16 protein-coding genes are annotated in these 17,363 nt (G+C 52.6%); 6 read left to right on the top strand and 10 right to left on the bottom strand.

Annotated features, from left to right (window positions below; translation table 11 throughout):
• Positions 1-252 precede the first annotated feature (252 nt).
• Positions 253-1,128, bottom strand: a complete 876-nt coding sequence (gene copD, locus DCH402_RS09590) for a copper homeostasis membrane protein CopD (RefSeq protein ID WP_040000883.1) — start codon at positions 1,126-1,128, stop codon at positions 253-255.
• Between the two features lie 24 nt (positions 1,129-1,152).
• Complete coding sequence (gene copC / locus DCH402_RS09585) at positions 1,153-1,533, bottom strand: copper homeostasis periplasmic binding protein CopC (RefSeq protein ID WP_040000881.1); 381 nt, start codon at positions 1,531-1,533, stop codon at positions 1,153-1,155.
• Between the two features lie 161 nt (positions 1,534-1,694).
• Here copC and DCH402_RS09580 point away from each other — a divergent pair, with 161 nt between their 5' ends.
• On the top strand, positions 1,695-1,925 hold the full coding sequence (locus DCH402_RS09580) for a DNA polymerase III subunit theta (RefSeq protein WP_040000880.1): 231 nt from the start codon (positions 1,695-1,697) through the stop codon (positions 1,923-1,925).
• Between the two features lie 509 nt (positions 1,926-2,434).
• On the opposite strand, the gene DCH402_RS09575 is transcribed toward DCH402_RS09580, so the two are convergent.
• Positions 2,435-4,486 carry a S9 family peptidase gene (locus DCH402_RS09575; protein ID WP_040000879.1) on the bottom strand — a complete coding sequence of 684 codons (2,052 nt, stop codon included), beginning with the start codon at positions 4,484-4,486 and terminating at the stop codon, positions 2,435-2,437.
• 268 nt (positions 4,487-4,754) lie between these two features.
• On the opposite strand from DCH402_RS09575, the gene purT reads away from it, so the two are divergent.
• Positions 4,755-5,936 carry a formate-dependent phosphoribosylglycinamide formyltransferase gene (gene purT / locus DCH402_RS09570; RefSeq protein WP_040003516.1) on the top strand — a complete coding sequence of 394 codons (1,182 nt, stop codon included), beginning with the start codon at positions 4,755-4,757 and terminating at the stop codon, positions 5,934-5,936.
• A gap of 75 nt (positions 5,937-6,011) precedes the next feature.
• Here purT and DCH402_RS09565 read toward each other — a convergent pair whose 3' ends face one another.
• Entirely contained in the window at positions 6,012-6,653 is a 642-nt protein-coding gene (locus tag DCH402_RS09565; RefSeq protein WP_012769952.1) for a bifunctional 4-hydroxy-2-oxoglutarate aldolase/2-dehydro-3-deoxy-phosphogluconate aldolase, read from the bottom strand.
• A 155-nt stretch (positions 6,654-6,808) separates the two neighbouring features.
• Positions 6,809-8,284 (bottom strand): glucose-6-phosphate dehydrogenase, encoded by a 1,476-nt coding sequence (zwf, locus tag DCH402_RS09560; protein ID WP_040000878.1) that lies wholly within the window; start codon positions 8,282-8,284, stop codon positions 6,809-6,811.
• A 365-nt stretch (positions 8,285-8,649) separates the two neighbouring features.
• On the opposite strand from zwf, the gene DCH402_RS09555 reads away from it, so the two are divergent.
• Both DCH402_RS09555 and pyk read left to right on the top strand, forming a co-directional pair.
• Complete coding sequence (locus DCH402_RS09555; RefSeq protein ID WP_040000877.1) at positions 8,650-9,519, top strand: MurR/RpiR family transcriptional regulator; 870 nt, start codon at positions 8,650-8,652, stop codon at positions 9,517-9,519.
• Between the two features lie 184 nt (positions 9,520-9,703).
• Positions 9,704-11,146 (top strand): pyruvate kinase, encoded by a 1,443-nt coding sequence (gene pyk / locus DCH402_RS09550; protein WP_040000876.1) that lies wholly within the window; start codon positions 9,704-9,706, stop codon positions 11,144-11,146.
• Positions 11,147-11,312: 166 nt separating this feature from the next.
• On the opposite strand, the gene DCH402_RS21260 is transcribed toward pyk, so the two are convergent.
• The 5 genes from DCH402_RS21260 to znuA all read right to left on the bottom strand — a co-directional run bounded on the left by DCH402_RS21260 (position 11,313) and on the right by znuA (position 15,737).
• A complete protein-coding gene (locus DCH402_RS21260) occupies positions 11,313-11,735 on the bottom strand; it encodes a hypothetical protein (RefSeq protein ID WP_012769956.1) in 423 nt (140 codons plus the stop codon).
• 208 nt (positions 11,736-11,943) lie between these two features.
• Entirely contained in the window at positions 11,944-12,117 is a 174-nt protein-coding gene (locus DCH402_RS22730) for a hypothetical protein (protein ID WP_162531369.1), read from the bottom strand.
• Positions 12,118-12,150: 33 nt separating this feature from the next.
• Positions 12,151-13,137 (bottom strand): lauroyl-Kdo(2)-lipid IV(A) myristoyltransferase, encoded by a 987-nt coding sequence (gene lpxM / locus DCH402_RS09545; RefSeq protein WP_040000875.1) that lies wholly within the window; start codon positions 13,135-13,137, stop codon positions 12,151-12,153.
• Positions 13,138-13,286: 149 nt separating this feature from the next.
• Positions 13,287-14,699: a murein DD-endopeptidase MepM gene (gene mepM, locus DCH402_RS09540; protein WP_040000873.1), complete on the bottom strand. Its 1,413-nt coding sequence runs from the start codon at positions 14,697-14,699 to the stop codon at positions 13,287-13,289.
• 15 nt (positions 14,700-14,714) lie between these two features.
• Positions 14,715-15,737 carry a zinc ABC transporter substrate-binding protein ZnuA gene (znuA, locus tag DCH402_RS09535; RefSeq protein ID WP_040000872.1) on the bottom strand — a complete coding sequence of 341 codons (1,023 nt, stop codon included), beginning with the start codon at positions 15,735-15,737 and terminating at the stop codon, positions 14,715-14,717.
• Between the two features lie 75 nt (positions 15,738-15,812).
• Between znuA and znuC the strand changes: the two genes are divergently transcribed.
• Positions 15,813-16,571 (top strand): zinc ABC transporter ATP-binding protein ZnuC, encoded by a 759-nt coding sequence (znuC, locus tag DCH402_RS09530; RefSeq protein ID WP_040000871.1) that lies wholly within the window; start codon positions 15,813-15,815, stop codon positions 16,569-16,571.
• Positions 16,568-17,353 carry a zinc ABC transporter permease subunit ZnuB gene (znuB, locus tag DCH402_RS09525; protein WP_012769962.1) on the top strand — a complete coding sequence of 262 codons (786 nt, stop codon included), beginning with the start codon at positions 16,568-16,570 and terminating at the stop codon, positions 17,351-17,353. The genes znuC and znuB overlap by 4 nt, the downstream gene beginning before the upstream one ends.
• Positions 17,354-17,363 lie beyond the last annotated feature (10 nt).

Here is a 17,363-nt window from a genome sequence, read left to right as displayed (position 1 = left end):
TTCCTTATTTTACTGGCAGATGATGGTTCTGCTTTATATTATGCATGCAAAAAAGGAGATTTGAAACATCGCATTAACACAATATGAAGGTTGTTTCTTTATAAATTCAACGCATTATCATTTAATCATGATAATGATTTTCATTATTCAGTACATATTCGGAGATTGGTTCTGATAACTATTTTCATTATCTAAATATGATTAAAAATAACAGTACTGCGCTTTGAAAGCGGCTTTCATTCCACACACGATTTACACCGGAGACAATGTCGCCAGAAAACTGACCAACGCAATAACCAAAACAGATAACCCACACTCTACCCTGGTTACCCGCAAGAAATAATCATAAGCGACGGTATTGGTTTGCTGAAAACGCGGCACCACCCGGTAGCGATTGAATAATGCCAGCAACACCATAACGGCAACCAACAGAACTTTGATGATGAGCAAGACACCATACAGCCCTATTTCCGGTAACGGCCAACCGAGAATTAATCGGGTATTGATCAACCCGGTCAGGATCGCCAGCGCCACCGCCCAATGGCCGTAACGAGAAAAACGCATCATCGTCAGAATGGCATCCGCTCGCATCGGCCCTCGTCGTGCATCCCGCAGCACCTGTAGCAAAGGCAGCAGCCCACCAACCCAAAATGTCACAGCCAACAAATGCACAGCCTGATTGATACCATGCAATAGGCCGAGTTTTCCTTCCAGCATCGCGGCGTGCCCCAGCCAGGCCATGCCGCACAGCTGTAATACGCCGAACAGCAACACGCTCGCCAGCCATACCGGATGACGCTGGAACACCAGCACACAGGCCACTAACGCCAGCACCGGTTGCCATACCCAAAATGCGCCGAAGCGGGTACCCAACACCGCACGCCAGGTAGCAGCATCACTCATATTATGCCAGTTACCACTCATCAGCCCGGTCTGTGCCGCCAGTATGGCAATCGCCGTTAAAAATGCCGCCACACTGCTGAACGTCATCACCCCACGCAGTCGTGAAGCCAACCGAGCCCGGTACTCGCGGGGAGCCAGTAACTCACTGAACCCTGCTGCACCGACTAACAACATGAGGCTGGAAAAATGCCCGAGGCGCAATAATGCGTACACACTTTCCAGCATCGTCACAGAATCCGCATTCTTATGTTACTCAACAACGAAGCGATAGCTTCCCTTAGTCTTATGACCATCAACAGAGAGCACATGCCAGTTAACCTGATAGTTACCACTGGTCAGCGGCTTCTCAAGCGGAACAACCAGAATATTGCGGTGTTCATTGTCTACCGTTACCTTGTCCACCGGCACGGCCTGCTCCGCCAGCTTCAGTTCAACACCGCTGAAAGCAGCCTCAATATCTTCAGAAAAATGCAACGTCAGAAATAACGGAGCCTGTTGTACTGAAATTGTTTTATCCGCAATCGGCGTCTGGCTTTTAAGATGCGCATGCGCCAGCGCTGCATGAGAGATAACCAGGCTCCCTACAAGCAACGCCGTATTCAAAGCCGGAAAAATAATACGTTTCAACATTGTCTTATCCTTGTATTGCTTTGCTGTCACACCCGGTTCACCCCAAAACAGCGGCAAGAATACGAGTCACCTGATGACTTGTCGAGAAGCGGGAAGTAACAGGATTTGCCAATTCCGCACTTCTGCTTTACTTTTGTGGCGCAACACAGAAGGAGGCAATCATGGGATACAATTTGGCCGACCTGCCTTATGAAGAAATGGAAAAGGTCAATGTGGATCTGGCAGCATCCGGCGTAGCATTTCGCGAACGCTACAACATGCCGGTGATCCCGGATGAAATCGAACAGCAGCAACCCGCGCATCTGCGCACCTATTTTCGGGAAAGGGTCAGTTACTACCGGGAGATCTCCCACCAGTTCTCCACCTTACCGTACGACCCTAACAGTAAATAAAATATTCCTCAGCACAAGTTGGCAAGGACGCTCTCCAGCACTAAGGGATAGCGTCCGATTATCCAGCCGCACATTGGTTTTCGTCACTTTTTCTGTTCCGCCATTTTTTGGTCAAAAAAAAGCATTTTTTCGCTTGCATCTCCTCACAAACAGGGGGTTAATGGATAGGCAACCAACCTTTTACCTAGCGAGGCACAAGATGAGTAAAGGAATGGACAGCAAGAAAAACGCCAAGAAAAAACCGCTGAAAACCGCCGAGCAAAAACGGGCGGAGAAGCGGGCCAAACGGGCTCAACCACAGCCTGAAATTAACTGAAACTAACCGCGTTGCCACAAATTTCGTTGTTCACCTAACAGAGCACCATTAAGGTAACATCCTGCGATCACCCTCTGCCTCCTGACACCCGGTGATCGCAGTTCCAGTCTCCCTGCTATCGTTTCCTGTCTTTTATGGTAATCCGGCGCCAAAACAGGCCGCTCTTTTCTCGCGTGATACCCGAACCCTATTTCTACGCGGGCAATACCTGCTGCTCGAGTACCATCAGCAAGAAGGTAAACTCCTGTGCAATATCCTCAAACTGAGCCAAACGACCGGATTTACCGCCATGACCGGCTCCCATGTCGGTATGCAGCAACAGCAGGTGATCATCAGTTTTTATTTCACGCAGTTCCGCTACCCATTTAGCCGGCTCCCAGTACTGAACCTGCGAGTCATGCAGGCCGGTCGTCACCAACAGATGGGGGTACGCTTGTGCCGAAACATTGTCATAAGGGCTATATTGTTTAATGTACTGGTAATCACGCTTATTGTCCGGGTTACCCCACTCGTCGTACTCCCCCGTGGTAAGCGGAATAGACTCGTCCAGCATGGTAGTGAGCACATCGACAAACGGCACCTGCGCCACTACCCCATAAAACAGCGAAGGAGCCATGTTTATGACGGCCCCCATCAGCAACCCACCGGCACTGCCGCCCATCGCGAAGGTTTTCGCCGGATCGCCATAACCGCTTGTCAGCAGGGCCTGCGTGACGTCGATGAAATCCGTAAAAGTATTCATCTTGTTGGACAGGCGTCCCTGATCATGCCATTGCTGTCCCAGCTCACCGCCGCCGCGAATATGCGCCAGCGCATAGACGAAACCACGATCCAGCAAGCTAAGACGGCTACTACTGAATTCCGGATCCATGCTGCTGCCGTAAGCGCCATAGCCATAAACCAGTAATGGGCTTTGAGCCAGTTTGCAGTCTTTATGATACACCAGCGATACCGGCACGGATTCGCCATCGCGAGCCGTTACCCACACACGCTCGCTCCGGTAATTCCCGGCATCAAAATTTTTCACTTCAGATTGTTTGAGCACCACCTGAACGCCGGTCGCCATGTCCAGCTCATAGATAGTCATCGGCGTGGTCATGGAGGAATAGCCATAACGCAATCGCGTACTTTCCGGCATTGGGTTATAACTCAGCCAGGTCACATAAGCGGGATCATTAAAGGCGATCTGGTGAGATTCTGCCGTCTGCCAGCGAATATAGCGGATATGGGTTAATCCATGCTCGCGTTCCTCGACCACATACCAGTCGTCAAACAGCGAAAATCCTTCGAGTACGCGTTCCGGACGTGGGGCAATCAACACTTCCCATGCTAATTCGCCGATATCCTGGGTCTGGTAAAAACCAAAGGTTTTACCGTCTTTGTTGGAACGCACATAAAAGGCGTCGCGGAAATGATCGATCACATACTCATGATCCGGCCGCCGCGGTACAAACACGCACGGTTTGGCATTAGGGTCTTCGGCATCCAGCAACAGAATTTCGGTACTGGTGGTACTCTCCAGATAGAGCAGGATATAGCGCTCGGACGTGGTTTTATCGAGGCTGAGATAAAACGTATCATCTGTTTCTTCATACACCAGCTCATCCTGCTGCGGATCCTCCCCCAGCCGATGGCGATACACCTGATAAGGCAGCAACGTCTGCGGATGTTTACGTACGTAATAAAGGGTACGGGAATCCGCCGCCCATTCACTGCCGGCGGAGACATTCTCCAGCCGGTCTGCCAGCCACTCGCCGGTGGTGAGATCGCGAAACGTCAGCACATACTGGCGGCGAGACAATAAATCCTCCGCGACGCTCATCAGTCGATTGTCCGGGCTAACGGCCAGCGCGCCAAGGTTGTAGAACTCTCTGCCAGTCGCTCGTTGATTGCCATCCAGTAATACCTGCCAGGCGCCGCTTTCTGTTTCCTGCTCCGGCTGACGCTGATAGATAGCGTAATCTTTACCCGGCTCATAGCGGCTCTGGTAGCGATAACCGCGTTTAACATAAGGTACTGAAACATCCTCCCCGGGGATCCGCGCGACCATCTCCTCATACAAGGTATGACGCAGCGCAGCATAGGGTGCCATGACATGTTCGCAATAACGATTCTCCTCCTGCAACCAAGCCAGCACCTCCGGATTATTGCGTTCATCATCTCGCAGCCAATAATAATCATCGATGCGGGTATCGCCGTGCATCGTCATCCTATGCGGGCGTTTTTCGGCTTGCGGCGCTTTCATCCACGTCACTCCTTTCCATTCATTGATCAGGTTCTGCCTTACACCCAGCTTTACGCCGGCGAGACGGCAAATGCCCAAAGCCTGTCATGAATCATCCGCGGAATCCAGCGTGCGCCGAGATCTGCAAGGATTTTCACGCGCTTTTGCGTACCGCTACGCGAATGATGCCAAACGCAAACGTTTTCGTTTATACTTCGGCTACGTTCGGGCGGCCAATCCGCCCATTTTTTCTACACCTCTTTTTTACAACACCATCAGGTATCAGGTTATGTTAACAATCGGAACAGCCCTGCGTCCCGGCGCCACACGCGTTATGCTGCTAGGCTCCGGCGAGCTGGGAAAAGAAGTGGCGATTGAATGCCAGCGACTGGGTATCGAAGTTATTGCGGTTGATCGCTACGCCGATGCCCCCGCGATGCAGGTCGCTCACCGCAGCCATGTCATCAACATGCTCGATGGCGACGCGTTGAAACAACTGGTGGCGCAGGAACGCCCGGACTATATCGTGCCGGAAATCGAGGCTATCGCTACGGATATGCTGGTCGCGCTGGAACAGCAAGGGCAACGAGTCGTGCCATGCGCTGAAGCCACCCGACTGACCATGAATCGTGAAGGCATTCGTCGATTGGCGGCGGAAACGCTGGGCCTGCCGACGTCCAGTTACCGGTTTGCCGCTGACGAAACGGCGTTCCGTCAGGCGGCCCATGAGTTAGGCTTCCCTTGTATCGTCAAACCGGTGATGAGCTCATCGGGGAAAGGCCAGAGCCTGATCCGATCGCCGGAGCAGTTGGATCGCGCCTGGCGCTATGCGCAAGAAGGCGGTCGCGCCGGCGGCGGAAAAGTGATTGTAGAAGGGCTGGTGAAATTTGATTTCGAAATCACGTTATTAACCATTCATGCAATTGACGGCCTGCACTTCTGCGAGCCAATCGGCCATCGTCAGGAAGACGGCGACTATCGCGAATCCTGGCAGCCGCAACGGATGAGCGAGCTGGCATTGACGCGCGCCAAAGAGATTGCCGGAAATGTGGTAAAGGCGCTGGGTGGTTTCGGTCTGTTTGGCGTCGAGCTGTTTATTTGCGGCGATGACGTCATCTTCAGTGAAGTGTCGCCACGCCCGCATGATACCGGTATGGTGACACTCATTTCGCAGGATTTGTCCGAGTTCGCCCTGCATGTTCGTGCTTTCCTGGGCTTGCCGATCGGCGCAATACGGCAGTACGGCCCATCGGCTTCTGCGGTCATCCTGCCGGAGCTGACCAGCAATAATGTGCAGTATCAGGGACTGGAACAGGCGCTGCTCCCCCATACCCAGATTCGACTGTTCGGCAAACCCGACATCAACGGACGTCGGCGCATGGGCGTTGCACTGGCGACGGCCGATAATACCAATGCGGCCGTACAACTGGCGAAAACGAGCGCGGTTGCCGTCAACGTCAGCGCAAGATAAACCTGCCGGCTTGTCGATAAGGTACAAAAAAGCCCGCAGCGCGGGCTTATGAAATGACTTAGAGACAAATGCCGATCAGGCTGTCGCTCCTGCAACCGCTTCACGCGCCAGCGCGGTGATGCGATCATAGTCGCCGCTTTCCAGCGCATCGGCCGGTACCAGCCAGGAACCACCGACGCACAGTACGCTTTTCAGCGCCAGATACTCGCGGTAGTTCTTCAGGGAGATGCCGCCGGTCGGGCAGAAGCGAATTTTACCAAACGGACCGGCAATCGCCTGCAACGCTTTCACACCACCGTTAGCTTCAGCCGGGAAGAACTTAAATTCACGCAACCCGTAATCCATCCCCAGCATCAGCTCGGAAACGGTGCTAATCCCGGGGATCAACGGAATGGTGCCTTCCGTTGCCGCTTTCAACAACGGCTCGGTCAGACCGGGGCTGATAGCAAACTGCGCCCCCGCGGCAGTCACTTCCGCCAGCTGTTGCGGATTGGTTACCGTACCCGCACCGACGATAGCGTCCGGCACTTCCTGCGCGATCAGGCGAATGGCCTCAACCGCACAGTCGGTACGCAACGTCAGTTCCAGTACGCGCACGCCACCCGCTACCAGGGCTTTCGCCATCGGCACCGCGTGTTCCAGTTTGTTAATCACAATCACAGGAACAACCGGACCGGCTGTCAGAATCTGTTCCGCACTGGTTTTCCAGTTTTTCATCGAGGGTAATCTCCAGTCATGCCCAACGGGCATCGATTAATGATCTGGCGCGCCCCTGCCACAGGGATCCGCAGTTACCCACGGATGTCCGACCGCACCGTCAGCCAAAAAAAACGCTAACGGCTTCGCCCCGCTTTCCGGCAGGGCAAAACCGCTTATTCCACTTCGTTCCAGGAACGCCCATCGCGGGTAATCATAGCGACGGACGCCACCGGTCCCCAGGTCCCGGCCTGATAAGGCTTGGGAGAGTCATTGTCCATTGCCCAGGCTTCCATAATCGAGTCCACCCATTTCCAGGCTTCTTCCACTTCGTCGCGGCGCACAAACAGCGCCTGAATACCGCGCATGGTTTCCAGCAATAATCGCTCGTAAGCATCCGCCAGATGCTGTTGGTTAAAGGTTTCGGAAAAACTCAGGTCAAGTTTGGTGGTCTGCAACCGATGTTTGTGATCCAGCCCTGGGATTTTGTTGAGAATCTGAATTTCCACCCCTTCATCGGGTTGCAGACGAATAATCAGCTTGTTTTGCGGCAACTGCTGATAGGAATCGTGGAACAGGTTGAGCGCCGGGTTTTTAAAGTACACCACCACTTCCGAACATTTTGACGGCAAGCGCTTACCGGTACGCAGATAAAACGGCACGCCGGACCAGCGCCAGTCGTCAATATCGACACGGATCGCCACGAAGGTTTCGGTATTGCTGGTCTTGTTGGCACCCTCTTCTTCCAGGTAACCCGGCACTTTCTTGCCCTGCACAAAACCGCTGGTGTACTGACCGCGCACCGTTACCTCATGCACGTTGGAACGATCGATACGGCGCAGCGAGCGCAGCACTTTAACTTTTTCATCACGGATGCGATCCGTGCTCAGGTCCGCCGGTGGAGACATGGCGATCATGGTCAGAATCTGCAATAGGTGGTTCTGGATCATATCGCGCATTTGCCCGGCCTGATCGAAATACCCCCAGCGCCCTTCAATACCCACCTCTTCGGCCACGGTAATCTGCACGTGATCGATAGTACGGTTATCCCAGTTATTGACAAACAGGGAGTTGGCAAACCGCAACGCCAGCAAGTTCAGCACGGTTTCTTTGCCGAGGTAATGGTCGATACGATAGACCTGACACTCGTTAAAAAACTCCGCCACCTGATTGTTGATCACCCGCGACGATGCCAGGTTGGTGCCTAATGGTTTTTCCATCACCACGCGCGCCGGTTCTTTGTTCAAACCTGCTTTGCCCAAGCCTCGGCAGATAGCGCCGAAAGTGCTCGGCGGCATGGCGAAATAATTGATGGTGGTACGATTTGGTTGATCGAGCATCGTACCCAGACGATTGAACCCCTCGGTGTCTTCTACATCAAGATTGCAGAAATCGAGTCGGTTGCTCAATGTCGCCCACAATGCCGGGTCGAGCGGTTCCTTAAGAAAGGTGTCCAGGGCTTCACGCACCACTTTGATATAGGTGTCTCGGTCCCATTCCGCTCGTCCTACGCCGATGATGCGGGTTTCCGGATGAATATGGCCTGCTTTTTCCAGTTGATACAGTGAAGGCAGCAATTTACGACGCGCCAGGTCGCCCTTCGCACCGAAAATAACCAGGTCACACGCCTGGGCTGTTGACGTTACCGCCATTTTCAATCTCCTCATTGCAGGACGCTGTAATTTTATTACATCAATAATGTACTCTTTTTGACACAAACCAGTAAACCCGTAAGAAAACCACATTATCGGCTGATTCTGATACCACAAGGCCTTAGAACCTATTGTGCCGATGAGGAAAACGAGTCTGGCATCTGCCTAAAAGAGAAATTTCCCATCGTTTCTGACAGCCAGTTACCGTTCTGAAAGTTAGACACACGTCATGTTCTGACAAAAAAATCAGATGACTTGTTGTGTCCACCTCTGCCAACCGTTGCGGGCTCGTAGTATATTTCACAAAATCCGCATCGGTTTCACCTTTGGCTGAAATCCAAAATACCATAGATGGTCGTTGTCATATGAATATGCTGGAAAAAATCCAGGGTCATCTGGAGCTGTTGAGTAAATCAGAACGAAAGGTGGCGGAGGTGATTCTCGCGTCGCCGCAGACAGCCATCCACTCCAGTATCGCTACCCTCGCCGGTATGGCGGAAGTGAGCGAACCTACGGTCAACCGCTTCTGCCGTCGTCTGGATACCAAAGGCTTTCCCGATTTTAAACTGCATTTGGCGCAAAGTCTGGCCAACGGCACCCCTTACGTGAACCGCAACGTAGAAGAAGACGACTCGGTTGAGTCTTACACCAGTAAGATTTTCGAATCCACCATGGCCGGGCTGGAGCATGTGAAATCCTGCCTGGATATTCAGGCCATCAACCGTGCGGTAGACCTGCTCACGCAGGCACGCAAGATCTCTTTCTTTGGTTTTGGCGCGTCGGCAGCCGTCGCTCACGACGCGATGAACAAGTTTTTTCGTTTTAATATTCCGGTGGTGTACTTCGACGACCTGGTCATGCAGCGCATGAGTTGCATGAACTCCGGCGACGGCGATGTCGTGGTGCTTATTTCACACACCGGGCGCACCAAAAGTCTGGTGGATATGGCTCGGCTGGCGCGGGAAAATGACGCCACAGTGATCGCCATTACGTCGGATGGTTCTCCTCTTTCACGGGAAGCCTCGCTCACGCTACGGGTTGAAGTCCCTGAAGATACCGATGTGTATATGCCGATGGTATCGCGCATCGCTCAGTTGACACTGATCGATGTGCTGGCGACAGGTTTTACTCTGCGGCGCGGAGCAAAATTCCGCGATAACTTGAAGCGGGTCAAGGAAGCATTACGCGAATCGAGATTTGATAAGGAAGAACGATTCAGCAACCCGTTTAATTAATTATGCTATAACATCAACACGGACGGCGAGGCGTAAGTACCATGGGACAACTCCCCGCCATTCAATCATAATTACAGGCGCAGCATCCGGGCAGTACAGAGCGGCACAAAAGGCGCTATTACCGTCCCCCTCGCCTGACGGCATTACTACATTACAACAGCTTCACCAGTCAACGGAGTTATACATGTCCAGACGGCTCAGAAGAACCAAAATCGTTACCACGCTGGGACCGGCTACGGACCGCGACAATAATCTGGAAAAGATCATTGCCGCAGGCGCAAACGTAGTCCGCCTGAACTTTTCTCACGGCACGCTGGAAGACCACCTGCTGCGTGCTAACAAAGTTCGCGAAATTGCGGCTAAACTTGGCCGCCACGTTGCTATTCTGGGCGATCTCCAGGGGCCCAAAATTCGCGTGTCGACCTTCAAAGAAGGGAAGATATTCCTCAATATCGGTGACAAATTCCTGTTGGACGCCAACCTTGGAAAAGGCGAAGGCGACAAGGAAAAAGTGGGGATCGACTATAAAGGATTGCCCAGCGATGTGGTTCCCGGCGATATCCTGCTACTCGACGACGGCCGTGTGCAGTTAAAAGTTCTGACAGTCGATGGCATGAAAGTGTTCACCGAAGTGACCGTCGGTGGTCCGCTGTCTAACAACAAAGGCATCAACAAATTGGGCGGTGGCCTCTCGGCTGAAGCCTTAACCGAAAAAGACAAAGCCGACATTGTTACCGCCGCCAAAATCGGCGTGGACTTTCTGGCGGTGTCATTCCCCCGCACCGGTGAAGACCTACACTATGCGCGCCGCCTGGCTCGCGAAGCCGGCAGCAATGCTAAAATCGTTTCCAAGGTAGAACGTGCGGAAGCGGTATCAACTGACGAAGCAATGGATGATATTATTCTGGCTTCCGACGTCGTGATGGTAGCTCGCGGCGACTTGGGCGTAGAAATCGGCGATCCGGAATTGGTGGGTATCCAGAAAAAATTGATTCGCCGCGCTCGTCAGTTGAATCGCGCCGTGATTACGGCAACGCAGATGATGGAGTCGATGATCACCAACCCGATGCCGACTCGCGCTGAAGTGATGGACGTCGCCAACGCCGTACTTGATGGCACGGATGCAGTGATGCTCTCCGCGGAAACGGCTGCCGGTCAATACCCGGCGGAAACCGTCGCCGCGATGGCGAAAGTTTGTCTGGGAGCAGAAAAGATCCCCAGCATCAACGTATCTAAACATCGCCTCGACGTGCAGTTCGATAATGTGGAAGAGTCGATCGCCATGTCCGCCATGTACACGGCCAACCACCTTAATGGCGTGACCGCGATTATCGCCATGACAGAGTCTGGCCGTACCGCATTGATGATGTCGCGCATCAGCTCCGGCCTGCCGATTTTCGCTATGTCTCGTCATGAGCACACGCTGAATTTGACCGCCCTGTACCGCGGCGTTACCCCGGTACAATTCACCAGCTATACCGATGGTGTGGCGGCGGCTAATGATGCCGTGCTCCTGCTGCGCGACAAAGGTTTCCTGGTCTCGGGTGATTTGGTCATCGTTACCCAAGGTGACGTAATGGGAACGGTCGGCACAACCAATACGGTACGTGTACTGCGGGTGGAATAGTTTCCCACTGCAATAGCGAAACAGCGTTAAGAAGCATAAAACGGGGCGATAACAGTGCCCCGTTTTTTATTGCCGTCTGCCGTATTCTCTCAGGACATCAATGCCATCTACCTTATCGCGCAGAATCCACACAGCGCGCACTCACTCTGAAAGATGAACGCTCAGGTTAAGGCGCATTCACCAGATGATCTCCGTCCAATCCGCCAGACAGATTGGCGCGGCTGGAACCAAACCGTCCATTACTGTAATGAACGTCATAACCGCCAGAAAGGTTGCTACGGCTGGAGCTGTTTGAACCATCGCTATACCGGGTATCTAACCCGCCTGAAAGATTCGCGCGGCTGGTGCTATGAGTGCCATCACTAAACTGGGTGTCATAGCCTCCCGACAGATTAGCCCGGCTGGTACTGGTCCGCCCATTGCTATACCGGGTATCAAACCCACCAAACAGATTGGTTCGACTGGTCGATGTCGAGCCATCATTATAACGACAGTCCTGACCACCAAATAGATTGGCTCGACAACTGTCAGCCTGAGAAAAAGAAATGTGTGCAGTCATTAATGCAAGACATAAAAGCGGTTTGTTCATAAAGCCGAACCTTTCTCCAACAGGAGTATACCCTTCATATTTCCCGGTCAGGAATAACGTTCTGATTATATGGCGGTATGCAACTTATGCCATCACACAGCCCGTTATTTGCTGACTGGTCAATTACTATTGCCATCTGCGCGAATACTACTATTTACTTTATTATCGCGCGATGAGCATCTTATTGTAGGTTGACTGACGGACGGTTTTATTGAGTATCGTTACTCTTGTTTTTTGTGTTGTCCTTTTCTTCTCCGGTGTCGGCTTTCATTTTTTCATTGGTATGGGTGCTCTGAGCATGAGGTTTTTTCACCACCTTTTTTGCTGATTTATCTTCACATTTTCGGTGATGGGCTGACAAAAAAGGCGACGCCATCGGCATCGCCCTTCTTGTTAACGTACTGACTCTTTGATTTTATTTTTTACGTGGATACAGGTCCTTACGTAGATAGGGCTCCGTTTCTCCAGGCTTACGGGTCTTCAACAACTTCAAAATCCAGGTGTATTGCTCTGGATTAGGCGTCACCAACTGTTCAACTTCATCATTCATGCGACGGGCAATAGTCTGATCATCGGCGTTGTTAATATCGCTCATCGGCGGGCGAATATAGATATCCAATTGTGATGTTTTGCCATCATACACCGGAAACAGCGGCACGATTTCAGCACGGCAGACCTTCATCAAACGGCCAATAGCCGGCAATGTCGCTTTATAGGTCGCAAAGAAATCAACGAACTCGCTGTGTTCCGCACCATGATCCTGATCCGGCAGATAATATCCCCAATACCCTTCACGCACGGAGCTGATAAAAGGCTTTATGCCGTCATTGCGGGTATGCAGGCGGCCGCCAAAACGGCGCCGCAGGGTATTCCACAGATAATCCTGCAGCGGGTTTTTCTGATTGTGCATCATGGCAGCCATTTTCTGGCCTCTCCAGCTCATCAGCATTGCAGGCACATCAACAGCCCAACCGTGCGGTACCATGAAGATAATATTACGCTGCTGTTCCTGCAATGCTTCGACAATCTCCATGCCATGCCAGCGAACGCGACGGTAAGCGCGACTGGCGGGCAATATCGCCAGTTCTACCATCATCAACATCGCTTGCGGCGCAGTCGCAAACATCTGATCGATAATATGCTCGCGTTCGGTTTCCGACAGTTGCGGCATACACAACAGTAAATTGATACGGGCCCGTCGCCTGGCGCCTTTGGAAAAGCGCCCTACCCATCGTCCTAACGCCCCCAGCAGCGGATCGCGTACGCGTGCGGGAATACATGCCAGCAACGCCGTCACTACCACAACCAACCAAATTCCCCAGTAACGCGGATGCAAGAAGGCAAGCGTAAACTGTGGGATAAATTCAGCGTTGGTCTTCCTCTCTTTTTTCTCTTGTTCCATGCCGCCACTCTTCATTACAAAATCGGGTTAATAATAATAGCCATCCGATGTTTTGCAATTGAACACGCACTGGCCTGACGTTTGGCAGTGCAATATAAAAAAACAGCCGGCAGCGCTGACTGCCGGCTGTCGCTTATCCAGAACGTCGATCAGTCCAGTTGCAATTGCGGCAGCACTTCACGCACATGCGCCAAATAATCGCGACGTTCTTTACCCATCAACCCCTCAGAACGCGGCAGTTTAGCCGTTAGCGGATTGACGGCCTGCTGATTAACCCACAGTTCATAATGCAGGTGCGGCCCGGTTGAACGTCCGGTATTGCCGGATAACCCGATGCGATCGCCGCGTTTTATCTTCTGCCCCGGCTTCACCAGCAAACGGTTCATATGCATATAACGGGTGGTGTACTGGCGCCCGTGACGCACGGCGACAAAATTACCGGCTTCGCTATCCCGCTCCGCCACCACCACTTCCCCATCGCCTACCGCCAAAACCGGCGTCCCCACCGGCATGGAAAAATCAACGCCACGGTGCGGCGCAATACGACCGGTTACCGGATTCAAACGGCGCGGATTGAAGTTGGAAGAGACCTTAAACTGTTTCATGGTCGGGAAACGCAGGAAACCGCGAGTCAGCCCGGAACCTTCACGATCGTAAAATTTGCCATCTTCTGCACGGAACGCATAGTAATTCTTCCCGCCGGTACGCAGACGAACGCCTTGCAGCTCACTCTGTTCACTGTGTCCATCCAATATTTCACGGGAAATCAGCACGGCAAAACTATCGTCTTTGCGCAATTTGCGAAAATCCAGTTGCCATTGCAACGCCCGAATCACTTCACGCACTTCGCTGCTGGTTAAACCCGCTGCCTGAGCGCTACTGGCGAAACTGCCGTCCAGACGGCCAGTCAGTACTTTGTTCTGCCAGTCACCCTCTACGTTCTCGATCTCCTCACGGAATATATCGCCGCTACGGGTATAAGTACGGGTTTCACGTCGGGAAACCTGCCAGGTCAAAGTCTGCAATGCGCCATCGGTATCCAGCGTCCAGGTTAACTGCTGGCCGATCTTCAGATTCCGCAACGCCGCATTTCGCTCCGCCAACGCGCTAATATCTGACATATCAATGCCGTACTGGGTCAGAATACTACTCAGCGTATCGCCAGTAGAGACGACATATTCATGCGTATTATCAGATTCTTTGTCATCCAGCTCGTCACCGGCAATACCATTGGTGGTTGACGGCTGATCCAGCGGTTCGCTGTTGGCTTCGGAAACATCTGCCGTCGGCGCTGTGACGGCGGTTTGTTGCGCCGTTACAGGCGGCAATGGATTACTGTCCAGGGGTTCACTTGCCGGGGGATTCAGAGCCTGGCTCTGCGTTTGGTTTTTCTCGCTTTCCGCGTCTCTTACGATAACAGGTGCGTCATTAACCGGGGGATATGTCATTGGCCGCCAGACAGCGGCGGCCAGTGTGACAACAGTCAATGACCCCAGCATCACGCGGTGAGGCCGGGGCAGGCTGTTATACGCCAGAGCGATAGTTCGGACTATCTGCTGCACTTGTTCCTATCCTCATTATTTTTCCTTCAGGCAGCTTAAATACTGTTCAGACAGTTGCGACAAAAAACGCACGTAGCTGTCTTGATCCGGCACAATGTCACTTCCCAACGGGTCCAGCACGCCGATGCGTACGTCAGTTCCCTTGGCGACAGCATTGATGACCGCTGGCCTGAATTGTGGCTCAGCAAAAACGCATACCGCTTTGTGCTCAACCAACTGTGTTCGTATCTGGTTTAAACGCTGTGCGCCGGGCGCAATAGCCGGGTTGATAGTAAAATGCCCCAGTGGGGTCAACCCATAATGCCGCTCGAAGTAGCCGTAAGCATCGTGAAACACGAAATAGCCCCTGCCACGCACAGGCATCAGCATATTAACAATATTTTTATCTGTCTGTGCAAGTTTCTCAGTGAATTTACGCAGATTTGCATCCAGTTTGTCTTTATTCTGCGGCATGCGTTCCAATAATTTTGCATGAATCGCCACGGCAGAAGCCTGGGCCATTTCAGGCGACAGCCAGAGATGCATATTGAACTCACCATGATGATGCCCGTCATCATCGTCATCCTGATGATTTTCAGGATGATGACTGTGATCATGCCCATCACTTGCCTGGCCGTCATGATCGGCATCATGTGGCGTATGATTTTCTGCGGCAACCTGCTCAGGATGTGATTCCCGTAACAATAGAGAATGAATCGTTGATTGCTGACTTAAGGCAAGTTGCCGCTCAGCGGGCAATGATTGCAGTGCTTTGGGCAAAAAGGCTTCCATCTCCGGCCCAACCCAAATCACCAGATCGGCTGATTTAAGGCGCTGTACATCGGAGGGGCGTAGTGCATAATCGTGGGGGGATGCACCGTCCGGTAATAACACCTCCGTCGGCGTAACGCCATCGGCAATTGCCGTCGTGATAAATGCCAGAGGGCGAATAGACGTCACTATAGCGGCGGAAACACCCGTCGCCGCAGATAGTGAAGCCAGCAATGTACCGGTAGTCAGTACAGCATTTAGCCATTTATAATGCGTGACTCGCAACATACCCAATCATCCGTCGATTTATTAATATAAACGCGTTATATTATAACGTCACACACCCTCTGCAAATAGAATTCTATGTCAACGCTGGTTTCACTGGAAAATATTGGCGTGCAGTTTGGTAACAAAGCTGTACTCAGTGATATTTCGCTTACATTGCAGGCTGGTCGCATTCTGACGCTGCTCGGGCCGAACGGTGCGGGGAAATCCACACTGGTTCGAGTGGTGTTAGGATTGCAGCCACCCACCCGCGGTACACTGACGCACGCAGCGCATCTCCGTATCGGCTATGTACCGCAAAAACTGCATCTGGACCCCACCCTCCCTCTGACGGTTAAACGCTTTATGCTGTTACGCCCTGGTGTGAATAAACAGGACATTATGCCGGCATTAAAGCGCGTACAGGCGGGACATTTGCTGGAACAACCGATGCAAAAACTCTCTGGCGGCGAAACCCAGCGTGTTTTGTTGGCCCGCGCTATTCTTACACGCCCGCAATTACTGGTACTGGATGAACCTACCCAAGGGGTCGATGTCAACGGTCAACTGGCACTGTATGAATTAATTAATCAGTTGCGGCAGGATTACCAGTGCGGCGTGCTGATGGTTTCCCATGACCTGCATCTGGTGATGGCGAAAACCGATGAAGTCCTGTGCCTTAATCAGCATATCTGCTGTTCCGGTACGCCGGAAGTGGTGTCGCTGCACCCGGAATTTTTAGCCATGTTCGGCCATCGCGGCGCCGGACAGTTGGCGATTTACCGCCACCATCATAATCATCGCCATGATCTGAACGGGAAAATCATTTTAAAACGACAGGATGGTAATCACGCATGATTGAGTTGTTGTTGCCTGGTTGGCTGGCGGGAGTGTGTCTGGCGCTGGCGGCAGGGCCGCTCGGTTCCTTCGTCGTATGGCGGCGCATGTCTTATTTTGGTGATACCCTCGCCCATGCATCCTTGCTGGGCGTCGCGCTGGGATTGCTGTTAGACATCAACCTGTTCTATGCGGTTATTGCTATTACGTTACTGCTGGCCGTCGGGTTAGTCTGGCTGGAACGCCGGCCAGGGCTGGCGATCGATACCTTGCTCGGTATCATGGCGCACAGTGCGCTGTCGTTGGGGCTGGTGGTTGTCAGTTTAATGAATAATGTCCGTGTTGATTTGATGGCCTATCTATTTGGCGACCTGCTTGCCGTCACCAGTGAAGACCTACGGCTGATCGCCCCCGGCGTACTGCTGGTACTTGGTGTGCTGGGATGGCAATGGCGTGCACTGCTCTCCATGACGGTCAGCCCGGAACTGGCGCACGTCGATGGTGTCGCGATAGCACGAACCAAACTGTTATTGATGCTGATCACCGCATTAACCATTGGCCTGGCGATGAAGTTTGTCGGCGCGCTGATCATTACCTCATTGCTCATCATTCCCGCCGCTACGGCTCGTCGATTTGCCCGCACGCCGGAGCAAATGGCTGTTTGTGCGATGGGAGTCGGTATTTTGGCCGTCACCGGGGGGCTCGCTTTTTCAGCAGAGGTCAATACGCCTGCCGGCCCTTCCGTGGTGTTATGTGCGTCGCTGCTGTTCATGCTCAGCCTACTGAAAAGGCAAACAGCCTGACGTCGTGATA

It is taken from the genome of Dickeya chrysanthemi NCPPB 402 (assembly GCF_000406105.1).
GTDB classification, from domain to species: Bacteria; Pseudomonadota; Gammaproteobacteria; order Enterobacterales; family Enterobacteriaceae; genus Dickeya; species Dickeya chrysanthemi.
Note: the sequence above shows the minus strand (reverse complement) of the source record. Positions and strands in the feature narration are given on the sequence as shown.